This window comes from Variovorax sp. Sphag1AA (assembly GCF_014192575.1).
Taxonomy (GTDB): domain Bacteria; phylum Pseudomonadota; class Gammaproteobacteria; order Burkholderiales; family Burkholderiaceae_C; genus Variovorax.
In genome coordinates, this window is sequence record NZ_JACHYC010000001.1 from 628,662 (window position 1) to 644,888 (window position 16,227).

Consider the following 16,227-nt stretch of genomic DNA (forward strand, 5'->3'; position numbering starts at 1 on the left):
GAAAGGCGCACCATGATCAAGCTCTTCCATGCACCGAACTCGCGCTCTTCGCGAATGATCTTCTTGCTGGAAGAGCTGGGCGCGCCGTACGAGATCCAGAAGGTCGACATCCGGCGCGGCAACGGTACCGGTGCGGCCGACCCCGCCAACCCGCATCCCCACGGCAAGGTGCCCGCGATCGAGGATGACGGTGTGCTGGTGTTCGAGTCCAGCGCCATCGCCTGCTATCTCACTGACAAGTTTCCGGCGGCCGGCATCGGCCCGGTGGTGGGGTCGCCGCTTCGCGGGGCGTACCTGACGTGGCTGGCCTACTACGCCGGTGTGATGGAACCCGCCTGGGTCAGCAAATTCATGGGCGTGACGCCGCCGCGCGGCACCGCAGGGTGGGTCGATCCGGACGAAGTCATGGTCCATGTGAACCGGACCCTGGAACGCGGGCCGTATCTTCTCGGCGAGCAGTTCTCTGCTGCCGACATCCTCGTCGGCACCACCTTCGCGTTGTTCCTTGGCGGCCCGCTGATGCAGCGCACGCCCTTGCTCGAGGACTACGTGAAGCGCGTGACGAGCCGCCCGGCATTCGCGCGCGCACAGGCGCGCCAGAACGCCGCCTGAGGGCTCAGGATTGCCCTGGATTCAGGGCTGGAAGGGTGGAGCGCGGCGAAGCCTGCGCCACAGCAGGCCAGGCAGCCTGAAGATGAACTCGATGACCAGCCGCGTGTGCATCCACGTCAGCAGCACGTTGTCGCGCCCATAGCGGAAGTGCGACACGCCGCCTTCTTCGGCCGTGAGGTACTTCACCGGCGCATCGATGTTGACCGGCTTTACACCTCGCCATGCAAGCCGCACCACTGCCTCGGTGTCGAAATCGAAACGGCGCATCCACGGCTGCGCTTCCATGACGGCTAACAAATCCGTGAGGGGATAGACGCGAAAGCCGTACAGCGAGTCGCCGACGCCGGCGAATAGGGTTTCGAGCTGCGTCCAGCTGTTCGAGACGCGGCGGCCACGCACGCGCAGCAGCGGTGCACTGGCGTCGAAGACGGGGCGGCCGAGCACCATCGTTTCGGGGCGCTCCTGCGATGCCTTCATGAAGGCCGGGATCAGATCGGCGGGATGCTGGCCATCCGAATCCATGGTCAGCACATGCGTGAAGCCGGCAGTCCGCGCCTCGCGCAGTCCGTGCAGCACGGCGGCACCTTTGCCCTGATTGGTGGGGAGGATCGAAACGCGCAGGCCGGGGTCCGATGCCGCCATGGCCTGAAGCCGCTCGCCGGTGCCGTCGGTGCTGCCGTCTATCACGACCCATACAGGATTCCACTGCGCGCGAGCCGCCGCGACCGTCGAGAACAGGCGTTCACCCGTGTTGTAGCTGGGGATCAGGACAAGGTGGGTGCGCGAGACGTCTGGCATGCGGGCTGCGCATCTGGGGTGCGCTGTTCCATGGAGTGGAGAAAGTAGTGTTCGAGTTGATTCAGGAGCGCGTCGCTGTCCTGCGAAGGCGCGAAGCGCTGGCCCAGGCGCAGCCGGAAGACGATGGGCAGCGGTGGCACGCGCCACAGCGGCCAGCCCTTGGCGAGATAGGGCGAGTCGGTGTCGATGAAGACCGTCTGGATCGGTGACTGCGCAAGCTTGGCGATCAGCGTGACGCCCGGTCGGAAGGTGTTGAGTGGCGGCGTCACGGTTCGCGTTCCCTCGGGGAAGATCACGAGTTGCCCGCCGCTCTTCAGGTCTTCGACGGCCTGCTTGACCATGGTGCGGGCCGAGTCGTTGCGGATGTAGCGCGCCAGCCGGGCGCCCGCGCCCAGGAAGACGTTGCGCATCAGGTCGGCCTTCATGATGCAGGCGCTGCGCGGCAGTCTCGCCACCAGCAGCAGGGCATCGAGCATGGTGGGATGGTTGGCGACGAAGATCAGCCCGCGTTCGTTGCGCAGCGCATCGAGGCAGCTCGCGTCGATGCGCATCATGCCGCACAGCGATGCCGAGGCCCAGAAGGAGCGGTACGCATACGCAATGACGCTGCGGCCCAGCGCACGTCCGGCTTCTGCCGGCAGCAGCGGGTAGAGCACCATGGCGACCAGGTTCCAGACGAGCGATATGGCCCCCAGCAGCGCGAGCAACGCGTAGAGCGGCAGCGCGAGCGCCATCGAGAGTGCCAGACGAAGCAGCCGGTTCATTGCTCGAATGACGTTCTCAGGCACGCAGCGCGCCGCGTGCGACCGCATGGGCTTCGATCTCGACCAGCAGATCCTGGCGGCAGATGTCGGCTTCGAGGAACACGGCGTGACTCAATGTGTGCGCGTCGGCACCGAGTACCTCTTCCATGACCTGCCGCACGATCGGCGCATCGGACACATGCCGCACATAGACGACGCAGTCGATCGCGGCGAGGTCGAAGCTGGCGGTGGTGCGCTCGTTGGCCGCGGCGATCACCGCGCGAAGGTTGCGCAAGGTTTCCTGTGTCTGCGCCAGGACTTCGCCGATGTGGACCGTTTCATGGCCGACGATGCTGGCCGTGCCGGAGATGAACAACGCCACGTCGCCGCCGCCGATCTCGGCAAGCGCCGCCCGGGAGAAAGTGGGCGCGCGCGGGCCATAGTCCTTGGGGTAGTGATAGGCCGAGACCTGCCGCGGGTTCTCGACCGGCACTGGCGCGCTGCGCCCGGCCAGGAAGCGGATGCAGAGTGCGCCCTGGTGAATCCCGAGTGCGCACGCAGCCGGGGCGCCCTCGAACGCGGCCTGATTGGCCTCGACGAACGCCTGCTGGCGGCCGGCGTTGAACTGGCGGTAGCGCTCCATGCCGCCGCCGTCGCCGTTGATCTGCGGCAGGTAGTTCCAGATGCGCAGGAGGTGCGTGCAGCCGGTTTGTTCTAGCGACTTGAAGAGGTCCTGGTAGGCCCGCTGCGAGAGGGCCGCCAGCCCCTCCTTCTCGATGGCCTCGTCGAGATCGATGGCGCCGAGCATCCAGTGGCCGTCGCAGCGCCACCGCACCACGCCGGTGGTGCCGGATTCGATGTGCTCGCTGGCATGCCAGACGTCGGCCATCGCGCCGCGCGTCGAAAGAACGCGTGCGTTCACGGTCGGCATCCAGGCCAGGTCGTGGGGCGTGCCGTAGCCGAGCGCGCCGAAGGGCGAGGATCCGCCGGTTGCGAGTGCCAGGCTGTCGGACAGGGAAAGGCGCTCGACGCGCAGGGGCGGCGCCCCGAGAGGTTCTCTTGCAGTCACTTGGATTCGAGGATGTTTTCGCCGGCGAGAGGGCCGAGGTCGCGGATATTTCGCCGGCGTCGCTGCCATGCGTGCCACGACCTCCGCGGATTTACGGCGCAGACGGAGAAATAGATGGTCTTGAGGATCCGCAGCGAACCCCAGATGGGTGTCTTGCCATGAATGTCGCCGGCGAGCAGCGACAGCAAGGCTTCCTTGACCCGAAAGGGGTTCTGCGGGTACATGAAGAAATCCCGCATCGTCGGATTGGTGACGCGGAAGATGAACCAGGAGAACTCCCGCGGTCCGCGGCGCATGTCTTGCTCGAAATGCTTTCGTGCGGCTGCGGCCCGCGCCGGCTGGTCGAGCGTGGTGGCGACGACCTTGGCGCCTTCGAAAGCGCTGTGCATCGCGAGGTACACGCCCGACGAGAACACCGGATCGATGAAAGCATAGGCGTCGCCGAGCATCAGGTAGCGCTCGCCGCTGCAATGGGTGCTGGTGTAGGAGTAGTTGCCGGTCGCGTAGACCGCATCGTCCACCAGCGTGGCGTCCTTCAGCCGCTGTGCGAGCGGCTCGGACATGGCGATGGTGTCGGCGAAGAAATCCTTCAAAGGCTTCTTCCGCGACTTCAGGTAGTAGGGCCAGCAGACGGCGCCGATACTCGTGGTGCCATCGGCCAGCGGGATGTACCAGAACCAGCCATGGTCGAACCAGAAGATGGTGATGTTGCCTTCCTGCTTGCCGGGCAGACGCTCTGCGTTCACGAAGTGGCCGAACAGCGCCGAGCTGTTGTGGCGCGGGTTCTTCAGCTTGGCCTTGAGCTTATTCGACAGGAAGGTGTCGCGGCCGGAGGCATCGAGCACGAAGCGCGCACGCCACTGGCGCCGGGTTCCGTCGTCTAGCACCGCCTGTACGTCGGCGCCGTCGGCGTCGAAGCTGACCTCGCGCACCCGGCAGCCTTCGACTGTCGCGGCGCCGCGCGTCGCCGCGTTGCGAAAGAGGATCTCATCCATTTCGGAGCGACGCACCTGCCAGGCATAGGGCATCGACTTGTCCCAGGCATCTGCGAATTCGACCTGCGCGGTGTGATCGTGATCCGGCGAAACGAACTCGACGCCGAATTTGGGCATTCCGATGCGCTCGATCTGGTCGCGCACACCCAGTCGGTCGAACAACACCGCGTTGGCAGGCAGTAGCGATTCGCCGATGTGGAAGCGGGGGTGATGCGCCTTCTCGACCATCACGACCTTTCGCCCCTCGCTTGCGAGCACCGCCGCGGCTGTCGCGCCGGCAGGGCCGCCGCCGATCACGAGGACGTCGCAGATTTCGGCATGCTCGGGCGTAGTGGAGGAAATGTTCATGCAGAGAGGCTGGAATTTACTCGGAGCAAGGATGCCCGGCAGAGAGCGTGTTTCGGCGCCGGGATTATCCCAAAAAGGCATCCGGTTCCCTCGCATCCCGCCGGGCGCCGTTCGCGCCGGACAGTAAACTCGCCCTTTGCTTTGAAAACACAAGACAGCGAAAGTTAAAGCCATGGCCGGACACAGCAAATGGGCGAATATCCAGCACCGGAAAGGCCGGCAGGACGAGAAGCGAGGCAAGCTCTGGACCCGCGCCATCCGTGAAATCATGGTGGCGGCCAAGGATGGCGGCGGCGATCTGAGCGCCAATCCGCGGCTGCGGCTGGCGGTCGAGAAGGCCAAGGCGGTCAACCTGCCTGCCGACACCATCAAGCGCAACATCGACAAGGCCACCGGCAACCTCGAAGGCGTGAACTACGAGGAAATCCGCTACGAGGGCTACGGCATCGGCGGCGCGGCGATCATCATCGACACCATGACCGACAACCGGGTGCGCACGGTGGCCGAGGTTCGCCATGCCTTCACCAAGCACGGCGGCAACATGGGCACCGAAGGCTCGGTGGCCTTCCAGTTCAAGCATTGCGGGCAACTCATCTTTGCGCCGGGCACCAGCGAGGACAAGGTGATGGAAGTCGCGCTCGATGCGGGCGCCGAGGACGTCATCACCGATGACGACGGCGCGATCGAGGTGCTGACGGCGCCAGGCGATTTCGAGGCCGTCAAGAACGCGCTGGAGGCCGCGGGCCTCAAGCCCGACGTGGCAGAGGTCACGATGCGGGCCGAGAACACCATCGAACTCGCAGGCGACGACGCCGCGAAGATGCAAAAGCTGCTCGACGTCCTGGAGGACCTCGACGACGTGCAGGATGTCTATCACAACGCTGCGCTCCCCGATTGACGGAAGCGCGAATGAAAGCACGCGAATGAAGGTACTGGTGATCGGGGGAGGGGGCCGCGAGCATGCCCTGGCATGGCGGCTGGCGCAGGCCCAGCGCGTGAGCAAGGTGTATGTAGCGCCCGGCAACGGGGGAACCCGCGCTGACGCACGCTACGAATGCGTCGACATTTCGGAACCTGTCGCCCTGCGCGAATGGGCCCAGAAGGAAAAGATTTCGCTGACCGTCGTGGGTCCCGAGGCGCCGCTCGCTGCTGGCGTCGTGGATGAGTTCCGTGCCCATGGCATGCGCATCTTCGGGCCGACCAAGGCCGCTGCGCAGCTCGAGAGCTCCAAGGCTTTCTCGAAGGCCTTCATGAAGCGCCACGGGATTCCCACTGCTGAGTACGAGTCGTTCACGGACGCTGCCGCCGCGCATGCCTACGTCGATGCCAAGGGCGCCCCGATCGTGATCAAGGCCGATGGGCTCGCAGCGGGCAAGGGCGTCGTTGTCGCGACGACTCTGGCCGAGGCGCATGAAGCCATCGACTTCATGCTGCTCGACAACAAGTTCGGCGTGTCGCACAACGAAGGCGGCGCACGCGTCGTCATCGAGGAGTTCCTCCAAGGCGAGGAAGCCAGCTTCATCGTGCTGTGCGACGGCAAGAATGTCACGGCGCTTGCCACCAGTCAGGACCACAAGCGCCTGCTCGACGGTGACGAGGGGCCGAATACCGGCGGCATGGGAGCGTACTCGCCCGCGCCGGTGGTCACGGCCGAGGTGCATGCCCGCGCGATGCGCGAAATCATCCTGCCGACGATTCGCGGGATGGAGAAGGACGGTATCCCGTTCACGGGATTCCTGTACGCCGGCCTAATGATCGACGCCTCGGGTCACCCGAAGACGCTCGAGTTCAACTGCCGCATGGGCGATCCTGAAACGCAACCCATCATGCTGCGACTGAAGTCGGACCTGTTCGAAGTCTTCTGGCACGCCACCGACGGCACGCTGGACCAGGTCGAACTCGAATGGGACCGGCGTGTCGCGCTCGGCGTGGTCATGGCCGCGCACGGCTATCCGCTGTCGCCGCGCAAGGGGGATCGCATTCAGGGCATTCCGGCTGAAGCGCCTGACGCGGTCGTCTTCCATGCCGGCACCACGCTGGAGAACGGCGAACTCAAGACCAGTGGTGGCCGCGTGTTGTGCGTGACCGTGCTGGCCGACAGCGTCAAGCAGGCGCAGCAGCGAGCCTACGAGGTCGCGGCACGCATCGGCTTCGACGGAGCCCAGTACCGCAAGGACATCGGACACCGCGCCGTTCACGCGCGCGGCGCCTGAACATCGAATGCAAGCCGCCCCGCTCGAAGCCAGGCCGCAGGAGGTAGGCGACTATCTGCGCGGGCTGCAGCAACGCATCGTTTCTGCGATTGAATCGGCGGATGGCACCCAGTGCGTACGCGACGAGTGGCACAAGGCCCCCGGCGAGCCGCTTCAAGGGAGTGGCCTGACCTGCATTCTCGAGGGCGGTGGCCTCTTCGAGCGCGCAGGTTGCGGCTTCTCCCAGGTGCGCGGACCGAAGCTGCCGCCGTCAGCAACCCAGCATCGGCCCGAACTGGCGGGTGCTCCGTTCGAGGCGATGGGCGTTTCACTGGTGTTTCATCCGCGCAATCCCTACGTGCCGACCGTACACATGAATGTGCGGATGCTCGCTGCGCTTCCGGCCGATGCGCCGCCAGTCTGCTGGTTCGGTGGCGGCATGGACCTGACCCCGTACTACGGGTTCGAGGAGGACGCAGTCCATTTCCACAGCGCCTGCCGCGACGCGCTGGCTCCGTTTGGCGACGACAAGTACCCGCGCTTCAAGGCGTGGTGCGACGACTACTTCTTCCTCAAGCACCGCAATGAGCAGCGTGGTGTCGGCGGCATCTTCTTCGATGACTTTTCCGAGCTGGGCTTCGAGCGCAGCTTCGCGATGCTGCGCTCGGTCGGCGACGCCTTTCTGCCGGCTTACCTGCCGATCGTCGAACGTCGCCGCAACACGCTCTATACCGAGAGAGAGCGTGGCTTCCAGCTCTACCGGCGGGGCCGCTACGTCGAGTTCAACCTCGTGTGGGACCGCGGGACGCATTTCGGCCTGCAATCGGGTGGCCGGACCGAATCGATCCTGCTGTCGATGCCCCCACTCGCGAGTTGGGCCTACCGGCAGGAACCCGAGCCGGGCAGCCCCGAGGCGGCGCTGTACCGCGATTTCATCGTTCGGCGTGAATGGCTTTGAAGAAGCCGCGAATCGGGGTCTTCGGCGGCGCATTCGATCCGCCGCACAACGCGCATGTGGCGATGGCGCAGGCTGCGCTCGCGCAACTCGATCTGGCCCAACTGCGCATCTTTCCCACCGGGCAGGCCTGGCACAAGGACCGGCCGCTGAGCGCGGCGGAGCATCGTCTTGCCATGTCGCGCCTTGCCTTCGACAGCCTGCTCGATGCCAGCGTCGATCCGCGCGAGATCCTGCGCGCCGGTCCGACCTACACGCTCGATACGTTGCGCGAACTGCAGCAGGAGCGACCGGACGCGCAACTGGTGCTCATCATGGGGGCCGACCAGGCAAGTTCGCTGCACCACTGGCACGGTTGGGAGGAGATTCTTTCGATCGCTATAATTTCCGTAGCATACCGCGCACTATCCACGGGGTCTGACGGGCAGTTTGATCCATCATCGCTGCCTCCCGTGCCGCCCGGCGCCCACTTCGAAAAGCTCCAACTTCCGCCGATGGACATCAGCGCGACCGACATTCGCGCGCGTGCCATGCGAGGGGAGGATCTTTGCCAACTGGTTCCGCCGGCGGTTGCACGCTATATTGATCAACATCATCTCTACCGATCCGCCTGATGAGAACTGAAGCCGCCGCCAAGAAAGACACCCAGAAACTCCAGAGAGCCATCATCGATGGCCTCGAGGACGTCAAGGCGCAGGACATCCAGGTCTTCGATACCGAACATCTTTCCCCACTCTTCGAGCGCGTAATCGTCGCTTCCGGCACCTCCAATCGCCAGACCAAGGCGCTTGCGGCAAGCGTGCTCGACGCGGTGCGCGAGGCGGGCTTCAACAAGCCGCGCGTCGAAGGGGAAGCCAACGGCGAATGGATCATCGTGGACTGCGGTTCCGCGGTCGCGCACATCATGCAGCCGGCGATCCGCCAGTACTACCACCTCGAGGAAATCTGGGGCGACAAGCCGGTGCGCGCCAAGCTCGGTGCGACCAAGCCGCTCGTGGTGAGGGCATCGGAAGAGGCTGACAAGGCACCGGCCCCGAAGAACACGTCGTTGCGTCGTTCCAGCGCTGCCAAGACGGCAGCCCGCACTGCGGAGCTGGCAGGCAAGAAGCCGGCGGCCAAGAAGACCGCCGCGAAGAAGGCACCAGCGAAAAAGACCGCGGCACCCAAGCCCGCCAAGACTGTCGTGGTGAAGTCGGCCGCCAAGAAGGTCGCGACGAAGAAGGCGACCCCGGCGCCGGCGAAGAAGCCCGCGCGCAAGACCCCGTCTGCACGGTCATGAAACTCCTGGTGGTCGCAGTCGGGCAGCGCGTGCCCGACTGGGCGCAGACCGCCTGGGACGATTACGCCAAGCGCTTTCCACCTGAGCTCAAGCTCGAGTTGCGCGCGGTCAAGACCGAGCCGCGCGGCTCCAAGACGCTGGAAACCCTCTACGCCGCCGAGCGCGAGCGCATCGAAGCCGCCATCGCCAAGGGCATGCGGATCGTCGTGCTCGACGAACGCGGGACTTCGCTCACCACCAAGGCGCTCGCGGCCCGGCTGCAAGCGTGGCAGGGCGAAGGCGACGACGTCGCACTGGTGATCGGCGGCCCCGACGGCCTTGATCCCGCATTCAAGGCGGCGGCGCACGAACGCATCCGGCTGTCCGATCTCACGCTGCCTCATGCGATGGCAAGGGTGATACTCGTGGAACAGCTCTATCGCGCCTGGTCGGTCAATGCCGGTCATCCCTATCACCGCGAATGACCTCCGAATTCATCTATCTCGCGTCGCAGAGCCCGCGACGCGCCCAGTTGCTCGACCAGCTGGGTGTCAGGCACGAATTGCTGCTCGCGCAGCCGGACGAAGATGCCGAAGCGCTCGAGGTGGTGCACCCGGGCGAATCGCCGACGGCTTACGTCCAGCGGGTGACTGACCTCAAGCTCGACGCCGCCGTGGCGCGCCGCGAACAGCGCCGCCTGCCACCGGCGCCCATCCTCTGCGCCGATACGACCGTCGCGCTCGGCCGGACGATCCTGGGCAAGCCGGAGGATGCCGCCGACGCCGAGCGGATGCTGGCGATGCTTTCCGGCCACACCCATCGCGTGATGACGGCAATCGCACTGCAGCACGGCGCCGAGCGGTGGGCGCTTCTCAATGTCTCGCACGTGCGCTTTGCGCCGATCGATACCGGGCAGATCGCTGCCTACATCGAAACAGGCGAACCGCTCGGAAAAGCCGGTGCCTACGCGATCCAGGGCCGGGCCGCCGCATTCATTGAGCACATCAGCGGCTCGCATTCGGGCATCATGGGCCTCCCGATGTTCGAGACCGCCCGGTTGCTGCGCCAGGCGGGGTTCAGGCTTTAGACAACAGATGCAAGACATCCTGATCAACTGGTCGCCGCAAGAGACTCGCGTTGCCGTGGTGGAGCACGGCGCGGTCCAGGAGCTCCACCTGGAGCGCACCCTGGAGCGTGGGCTTGTCGGCAACATCTATCTCGGCAAGGTGTCGCGGGTGTTGCCGGGCATGCAGTCTGCATTTGTGGACATTGGCCTCGACCGGACCGCGTTCCTGCATGTCGCGGACATCGTTGCGCCGTTCACGCCGGGCTCGCGGCCGAGCGCGATTCTGGCGGACCGCGAGCACCGCAATGCCGGCGGAATGGTTCCGATCGAAAAGCAGGTGTTCGAGGGACAGTCGTTGCTGGTGCAGGTCATCAAGGACCCGATCGGCACCAAGGGTGCGCGCCTGTCGACGCAGATCAGCATCGCGGGGCGCCTGCTGGTTTTTTTGCCGCAGGACAACCATATCGGCGTCTCGCAGAAGATCCCGCCGGATCTGCGCGATGCGTTGCGTTCGCGCATGCAGGCGCTGATCGAGGCTGCGGCTGCCGCGGAAGCCGGTGGCGTGGTGCCGGCAAACACGGGCGGCTTCATCCTGCGCACCAACGGCGAGGATTCGAGCGACGCGGAGCTTGCCGAGGACATCGCGTACCTGCGCAAGACGTGGTCGCGTATCCGCGAGCTTTCGGTCCGTATGCCGCCGATGTCCTTGCTTCACCAGGACTTGAGCCTGCTCCAGCGCGTGCTGCGCGACATGACGAGCGAGGACACGCAGACGATCCGCATCGATTCGCGCGAGCAGTTCGATTCGCTCCTCAAGTTCGGTCTCGAATTCATGCCGCAAGCGGCTGGCAAGCTGCAGCTCTACAAGGGCGAGCGGCCGATCTTCGACCTGTATTCGATCGACGAGGAAATCGCCAAGGCGCTCGGGCGGCGGGTCGATTTGAAGTCGGGCGGCTACCTGGTCGTTGACCAGACCGAAGCGCTGACGACGGTCGACGTGAATACGGGTGGTTTCGTCGGCGCGCGCAACTTCGACGACACGATCTTCAAGACCAACCTGGAGGCGGCGCAGGCCATCGCGCGCCAGCTTCGTTTGCGCAATCTGGGCGGCATCATCATCGTCGACTTCATCGACATGGCCCGCGACGACCATCGCGAGCAGGTACTGGCGGAGTTCCGCAAGCAACTCGCGCGCGACCGCGTGAAGACGACCGCGGGCGGCTTCTCACAACTCGGATTGGTGGAGATGACGCGCAAGCGGACGCGCGAGTCGCTGGCGCACATGCTTTGCGAACCGTGTCTTGCATGCGGCGGGCAGGGGATCGTGAAGACGGCTCGCAGCGTCGCCTATGACGTGCTGCGAGAGATCCTTCGCGAGGCGCGTCAGTTCACGCCGCGCGAATTCCGTATCGTTTCGTCGCCGCAGGTGATCGAGCTCTTTCTCGATGAGGAGAGTCAGCATTTAGCCGGGCTCAGCGACTTCATCGGCAAGCCGATCTCGCTGCAGGCCGAGCCCGCGATGGGGCAAGGCCAGTACGACATCGTCTTGCTGTAGTTCGCCCCCAGCCTCGCCCACTTCGTGTGGCTCGGGCACCCCCTTCCGGGGGCAACACCGGCGGAGCCGGTTCCGCGGTGTTCCTGGCTTGGGCTTACATCGTCGGGTCTTGGCCTGGAGTTGCGCCTCGAATGGCTAGATTCTGTAGTCGGGCATAGAGGCCATCCAGAGCCATCAGTTGCGCATGGCTGCCCAGCTCGGCGATGCGGCCGTGGTCCATGACCACGATGCGGTCGGCGTGCTGGATGGTCGACAGGCGATGCGCGACGATGAGGGTCGTGCGGCCCTGCATCAGTCTCTGTAGTGCTTCTTGCACCAGACGTTCGGATTCGGTGTCGAGTGCTGAGGTGGCTTCATCCAGCAGCAGGATTGGCGCGTTCTTGTACAGCGCACGCGCGATCGCAAGGCGCTGCCGCTGACCGCCCGAAAGCTGCGTCGCATTGTGGCCGAGCACGGTGTCGATGCCGTTCGGCAGGCTGTCGACATGCACCGCGAGGTTGGCGGCCGCTACGCATTCGACGATCCGCTCGCGGTCGATCTCGGCGCCGAGGGCCACGTTAGCGGCCAGCGTGTCATTGAGCATGACCACGTCCTGGCTGACCATTGCGAACTGCGCGCGCAGGCTCTTGAGCTGCCATTCGGCAATGTCCTGGCCATCCAGCAAGATCGTGCCGCCGCTCGGCAGCACGAAGCGGGGCAGTAGATTGACGAGCGTTGTCTTGCCCGAGCCCGAAGGTCCGACGAAGGCGATGACTTCGCCGGGCTCGATCGACAGATCGACATCGTCGAGGGCGCGTGCCTCATCGTCTCCGCGGTAGTTGACGCGCGCCTTGCGAAACTCGATGCGGCCGGAGGCGCGCGACGATTCGTGGTGGCCTTGCTGTTCGGGGCCCACCGTGTCGAACAGATCGAGCCCACGCTCCAGCGCAGCCAGTCCGCGGGTGATCGGGTTCGCGACATCGGCAAGACGGCGGATCGGCGCAATCAGCATTGCCATGGCGGCTACATAGGCCACGAAACCGCCGACCGTCAGGCCTTGTTCGCTGCTTTGCCAGAGCGCGATCACCACCACGATGGACAACGCGACGGCGGCGAGCAACTGCGTGAGCGGTGTCATCGCTGCTGACGCAATGGTCGACTTCAGCGCAAGGCGGTTGACGCTGTGGCTCAGGCGCTCGAAGCGGTCCAACTGGCTCGCCTGCGCGTTGTGCAGACGCACGACCCGATTGGCGAGCACGTTTTCTTCGACGACGTAGGCGAGTTCGTCGGTCGCGTGCTGACCCAGTCTTGTCAGGTGATAGAGCCGCTTCGACAGGACCTTCATGATCCACGCGACGCCCGGCACCATGACACAGATGATGAGCGTGAGCTTCCAGTTGAGGTAGAGCAGGTAGATCACGAGCGCGATCAGGGTGAGCCCGTCGCGCGACAGACCCAGCAGGGCCTGTATCAGCAGCATCCCGCCAGTCTGGACTTCGTAGATGACGGTATTGGACAGCGTGCTTGCCGATTGGCGCGAGAACAGCGCAAGCTCGGCGGCCATGAGTTTCTGGAACAGCATGCGCCGGAGGCGCTGCATGCCTTCATTTGCAATGCGCGAGAGCGCATATTGCGAAGCGAACTGTGCGAGTCCACGGACTGCGAAGAGCGTAATCATCGCGGCCGGAACCATCCAGAGCTGGAGCTGGCCCTTGGTGAAGCCTCGGTCGAGCAGAGGCTTCGTGAGCGCGGGCATGAGCGCTTCGGTCAGCGCGGCGATGCTGGCAGTGAAGAATCCGATTGCCCACCATTGGCGCGAGCCACCGAACCAGGTCATCAGTCGCGCGAGTCGGCGCGTCAAAGGGGGCCGCTCATCATGGGCGGCGGGGGAGGGGTGCATGGCGGCGGATTCTACGATCGCGCCTTTCGTGTAGGACCGGGCCGGTTCTTGTACACGTTTTGTGACTTGGGGTGCATCGCAATGTGTACCATGTGACCCCGTCAGGTCCGAGGCAGGAAACTTATTCCTCGGAAATCTCTCCGAACCGCATGAAAAAGCCGTTGCAAGACTTATCCCCAACCCCTTCTTCATCGTTCTTCGCTCGCCGCACCTTGATTGCGGCTCTCGCTGCCTCCCCCGTCCTTCCTGCACTCGCCCAGTTTCGGGTTGAGGTGTCGGGCGTGGGGTTGACGCAGCTGCCCATCGCGCTCGTTCCCTTCAAGGGTGAAGAGAGTTCGCCTCAGAAGATTTCCGCCATCGTGCAGGCCGACCTCGAGCGTAGCGGCCAGTTCCGTGGCGTCGATGCCTCGGGCCAGCAGCTCGATGAAACCTCCCGCCCCGACCTGAGCCTTTGGCGCCAGCGGACGGCCGATTCGTTGGTGGCCGGCAGCGTGACTCGCCTTGCCGATGGTCGCTACGACGTGCGCTTCCGCCTTTGGGATGTGGTTCGCGGCCAGGACCTCGGTGGTCAGAGCTACACCGTGCCGCAAGGCGACCTTCGCCTCGCTTCGCACCGCATCGCCGACTACGTCTACGAGAAGCTCACCGGTGAAAAGGGCATCTTCTCGACCCGCATCGCCTACGTCACCAAGGGTGGCAACCGCTACAGCCTGTGGGTGGCCGACGCCGACGGCGAAAACGCACAGGCCGCTCTCGCGAGCCCCGAGCCGATCATTTCGCCACGCTGGTCTTCCAATGGGACGCAGCTCGCCTACGTGTCCTTCGAATCGCGCAAGCCGGTGGTCTACGTGCACAACGTCGCCAGCGGCCAGCGTCGCCTGGTGGCCAACTTCCGCGGCTCGAACAGTGCGCCTGCCTGGGCGCCCGACGGCAATACGCTTGCCGTCACATTGAGCCGCGATGGTGGCTCGCAGCTCTACACGATTGCTTCCAGTGGTGGGGAACCGCGCCGTCTCACGCAGAGCAACAGCATCGACACCGAACCGGTGTATTCGGCCGATGGAAGCACCATCTACTTCGTGAGCGATCGCGGCGGTGCGCCCCAGATCTACAAGATGGGCGCCAGTGGCGGCAATCCGACGCGCGTCACCTTCAGCGGCTCCTACAACATCTCTCCGTCGATCAGCGGCGATGGACGGTGGTTGGCCTACATCTCGCGCGTCAACGGCTCGTTCAAACTTCATGTGATGGACTTGCAGTCCGGTACCGCACAAGCCATTACCGACACCACCGCGGACGAGCGTCCCAGTTTTGCCCCCAACAGCAAGTTGATCGTGTACGCCACGAAGCTCCAGGGTCGGGAGGCCCTGATGACAACGACGCTGGACGGAAAAATAAAAGCCCGCCTGGCAGGACAGGCAGGAGACATCCGCGAACCGGACTGGGGTCCGTTTCAAAAGCAATGATTAACTTGAGGAGTTCGAAATGTTGAAACGTACGATTTATTCGCTGGCCATCGTCGCTCTCATCGCAGGCTGCTCGTCGGGCACGAAGCTCAACGAAGCGCCGGTGACGGATCGCGGCGGCCAGGGCTCGGGTGGGGCGGCCAGCGGCGTCGCTCCGGTCACGATCGACCCGAACGCGCAAACCGCGCAAGGTCCGGTCGGTGTGGCGCGCATCATCTATTTCGACTTCGACAGCTACACCGTCAAGCCTGAATTCCAGTCGCTGATCGACGGCCACGCTCGCTTCCTGAAGGCGAATCCGCAACGCCGCATCTCGATCGAAGGCCACACCGACGAACGCGGCGGCCGCGAGTACAACCTCGCGCTCGGCCAGAAGCGCTCCGAAGCCGTCCGCCGTGCGTTGGTGCTGCTCGGCGTGTCCGACAGCCAGATCGAGGCAGTGAGCTTCGGCAAGGAAAAGCCGGCTGCGCAGGGCACGGGTGAGGACGTCTGGGCGCAAAACCGCCGCGCCGAAATCACCTACCGTTGATGATGCGCGGTGCTCTATTGCGAGGCGCTGCCCTCGCAGCCGCATTGCTGTGCGCCTCGCTTGGCGCACAGGCCGCGCTTTTCGAAGACGACGAGGCTCGGCGCGCGATTCTCGACCTACGGCAGCGGGTCGAGACCATTCGCACGCAAAGTTCCGAGGAAAACGCGCAGCTGCGCCGCAGCATGCTTGATCTGCAAAACCAGATCGAGCAGATGCGGGGCGATCTCGCTCGCATGACCGGCCAGAACGAGCAGCTGACGAAGTCGCTTTCGGAGATGCAGCAGCGCCAGACCGACATCGATACCCAGCTCAAGAAGAACGAGCCCTCGAAGGTCGCGATCGATGGTCGCGAGTTCAACGCCGATCCGCGTGAGAAGGCGGACTTCGAAGCTGCGCTGGGTGTCTTCCGGGCGGGGCAGTTCGCGCAGGCGCAAACGGCCTTTGCCGATTTCGTGAAGCGCTATCCGCAGAGCGGCTACAACGCTTCGGCGCTGTTCTGGCTGGGCAATGCGCAGTACGCGACCCGCAACTACAACGAAGCCATCGCGAACTTCCGCTCGATGCTTTCGCTCGCGCCCGATCATGCGAAGGCGCCGGAAGCGGTGCTGTCGATTGCGAACTGCCAGATCGAGCTGAAGGACACGAAAGCGGCACGGCGAACGCTCGAAGACCTGACGAAAGCCTATCCGCAATCCGAAGCCGCGCAGGCCGGACGCGAGCGGCTTTCGCGGTTGCGTTGAGCGCCGCCCGTCACTGGGTCCA

General features: G+C 64.7%; 17 protein-coding genes. 12 read left to right on the forward strand and 5 right to left on the reverse strand.

All coding sequences use genetic code 11. From position 1 onward, the window contains the following. Positions 1–12 precede the first annotated feature (12 nt). A complete protein-coding gene (locus FHW64_RS03110; protein ID WP_184522968.1) occupies positions 13–612 on the forward strand; it encodes a glutathione S-transferase family protein in 600 nt (199 codons plus the stop codon). A gap of 21 nt (positions 613–633) precedes the next feature. Here FHW64_RS03110 and FHW64_RS03115 read toward each other — a convergent pair whose 3' ends face one another. From FHW64_RS03115 to FHW64_RS03130, 4 genes are read right to left on the reverse strand one after another with little or no spacing between them, the layout of a single operon-like run. Beyond that, positions 634–1,410 (reverse strand): glycosyltransferase family 2 protein, encoded by a 777-nt coding sequence (locus FHW64_RS03115; RefSeq protein WP_184522970.1) that lies wholly within the window; start codon positions 1,408–1,410, stop codon positions 634–636. Next, positions 1,377–2,174: a lysophospholipid acyltransferase family protein gene (locus tag FHW64_RS03120; protein ID WP_184522972.1), complete on the reverse strand. Its 798-nt coding sequence runs from the start codon at positions 2,172–2,174 to the stop codon at positions 1,377–1,379. Before FHW64_RS03120 ends, FHW64_RS03115 begins: the two co-directional genes overlap by 34 nt. A 16-nt stretch (positions 2,175–2,190) precedes the next feature. Then, complete coding sequence (locus FHW64_RS03125) at positions 2,191–3,222, reverse strand: hypothetical protein (protein ID WP_184522974.1); 1,032 nt, start codon at positions 3,220–3,222, stop codon at positions 2,191–2,193. Continuing rightward, positions 3,219–4,565 (reverse strand): NAD(P)/FAD-dependent oxidoreductase, encoded by a 1,347-nt coding sequence (locus FHW64_RS03130; RefSeq protein WP_184524219.1) that lies wholly within the window; start codon positions 4,563–4,565, stop codon positions 3,219–3,221. The genes FHW64_RS03125 and FHW64_RS03130 overlap by 4 nt, the downstream gene beginning before the upstream one ends. Positions 4,566–4,737: 172 nt before the next feature. On the opposite strand from FHW64_RS03130, the gene FHW64_RS03135 reads away from it, so the two are divergent. From FHW64_RS03135 to rng, 8 genes are read left to right on the forward strand one after another with little or no spacing between them, the layout of a single operon-like run. Beyond that, positions 4,738–5,463 carry a YebC/PmpR family DNA-binding transcriptional regulator gene (locus tag FHW64_RS03135; protein WP_184522975.1) on the forward strand — a complete coding sequence of 242 codons (726 nt, stop codon included), beginning with the start codon at positions 4,738–4,740 and terminating at the stop codon, positions 5,461–5,463. A 25-nt stretch (positions 5,464–5,488) separates the two neighbouring features. Continuing rightward, positions 5,489–6,778 carry a phosphoribosylamine--glycine ligase gene (gene purD, locus FHW64_RS03140; protein ID WP_184522977.1) on the forward strand — a complete coding sequence of 430 codons (1,290 nt, stop codon included), beginning with the start codon at positions 5,489–5,491 and terminating at the stop codon, positions 6,776–6,778. Positions 6,779–6,785: 7 nt separating this feature from the next. After that, complete coding sequence (gene hemF, locus FHW64_RS03145) at positions 6,786–7,715, forward strand: oxygen-dependent coproporphyrinogen oxidase (RefSeq protein ID WP_184522979.1); 930 nt, start codon at positions 6,786–6,788, stop codon at positions 7,713–7,715. After that, on the forward strand, positions 7,706–8,326 hold the full coding sequence (nadD, locus tag FHW64_RS03150) for a nicotinate (nicotinamide) nucleotide adenylyltransferase (RefSeq protein WP_184522981.1): 621 nt from the start codon (positions 7,706–7,708) through the stop codon (positions 8,324–8,326). The genes hemF and nadD overlap by 10 nt, the downstream gene beginning before the upstream one ends. Continuing rightward, a complete protein-coding gene (rsfS, locus tag FHW64_RS03155; protein ID WP_184522983.1) occupies positions 8,326–8,991 on the forward strand; it encodes a ribosome silencing factor in 666 nt (221 codons plus the stop codon). Before nadD ends, rsfS begins: the two co-directional genes overlap by 1 nt. Next, positions 8,988–9,455 (forward strand): 23S rRNA (pseudouridine(1915)-N(3))-methyltransferase RlmH, encoded by a 468-nt coding sequence (gene rlmH, locus FHW64_RS03160; protein ID WP_184522985.1) that lies wholly within the window; start codon positions 8,988–8,990, stop codon positions 9,453–9,455. Before rsfS ends, rlmH begins: the two co-directional genes overlap by 4 nt. Continuing rightward, positions 9,452–10,057 carry a nucleoside triphosphate pyrophosphatase gene (locus tag FHW64_RS03165; protein ID WP_184522987.1) on the forward strand — a complete coding sequence of 202 codons (606 nt, stop codon included), beginning with the start codon at positions 9,452–9,454 and terminating at the stop codon, positions 10,055–10,057. Before rlmH ends, FHW64_RS03165 begins: the two co-directional genes overlap by 4 nt. 7 nt (positions 10,058–10,064) lie before the next feature. Continuing rightward, positions 10,065–11,591: a ribonuclease G gene (gene rng / locus FHW64_RS03170; RefSeq protein ID WP_184522989.1), complete on the forward strand. Its 1,527-nt coding sequence runs from the start codon at positions 10,065–10,067 to the stop codon at positions 11,589–11,591. A 94-nt stretch (positions 11,592–11,685) separates the two neighbouring features. Here rng and msbA read toward each other — a convergent pair whose 3' ends face one another. Next, positions 11,686–13,470, reverse strand: coding sequence for a lipid A export permease/ATP-binding protein MsbA (msbA, locus tag FHW64_RS03175; protein ID WP_409350593.1), 1,785 nt, complete (start codon positions 13,468–13,470; stop codon positions 11,686–11,688). Between the two features lie 149 nt (positions 13,471–13,619). On the opposite strand from msbA, the gene tolB reads away from it, so the two are divergent. The 3 genes from tolB to ybgF are packed head-to-tail and all read left to right on the forward strand — an operon-like array spanning position 13,620 to position 16,205. Beyond that, positions 13,620–14,936 (forward strand): Tol-Pal system beta propeller repeat protein TolB, encoded by a 1,317-nt coding sequence (tolB, locus tag FHW64_RS03180; RefSeq protein WP_184522991.1) that lies wholly within the window; start codon positions 13,620–13,622, stop codon positions 14,934–14,936. Between the two features lie 19 nt (positions 14,937–14,955). Then, on the forward strand, positions 14,956–15,465 hold the full coding sequence (gene pal, locus FHW64_RS03185; RefSeq protein WP_184522993.1) for a peptidoglycan-associated lipoprotein Pal: 510 nt from the start codon (positions 14,956–14,958) through the stop codon (positions 15,463–15,465). Positions 15,466–15,467: 2 nt separating this feature from the next. Further along, on the forward strand, positions 15,468–16,205 hold the full coding sequence (gene ybgF, locus FHW64_RS03190) for a tol-pal system protein YbgF (protein WP_184524223.1): 738 nt from the start codon (positions 15,468–15,470) through the stop codon (positions 16,203–16,205). Positions 16,206–16,227 lie beyond the last annotated feature (22 nt).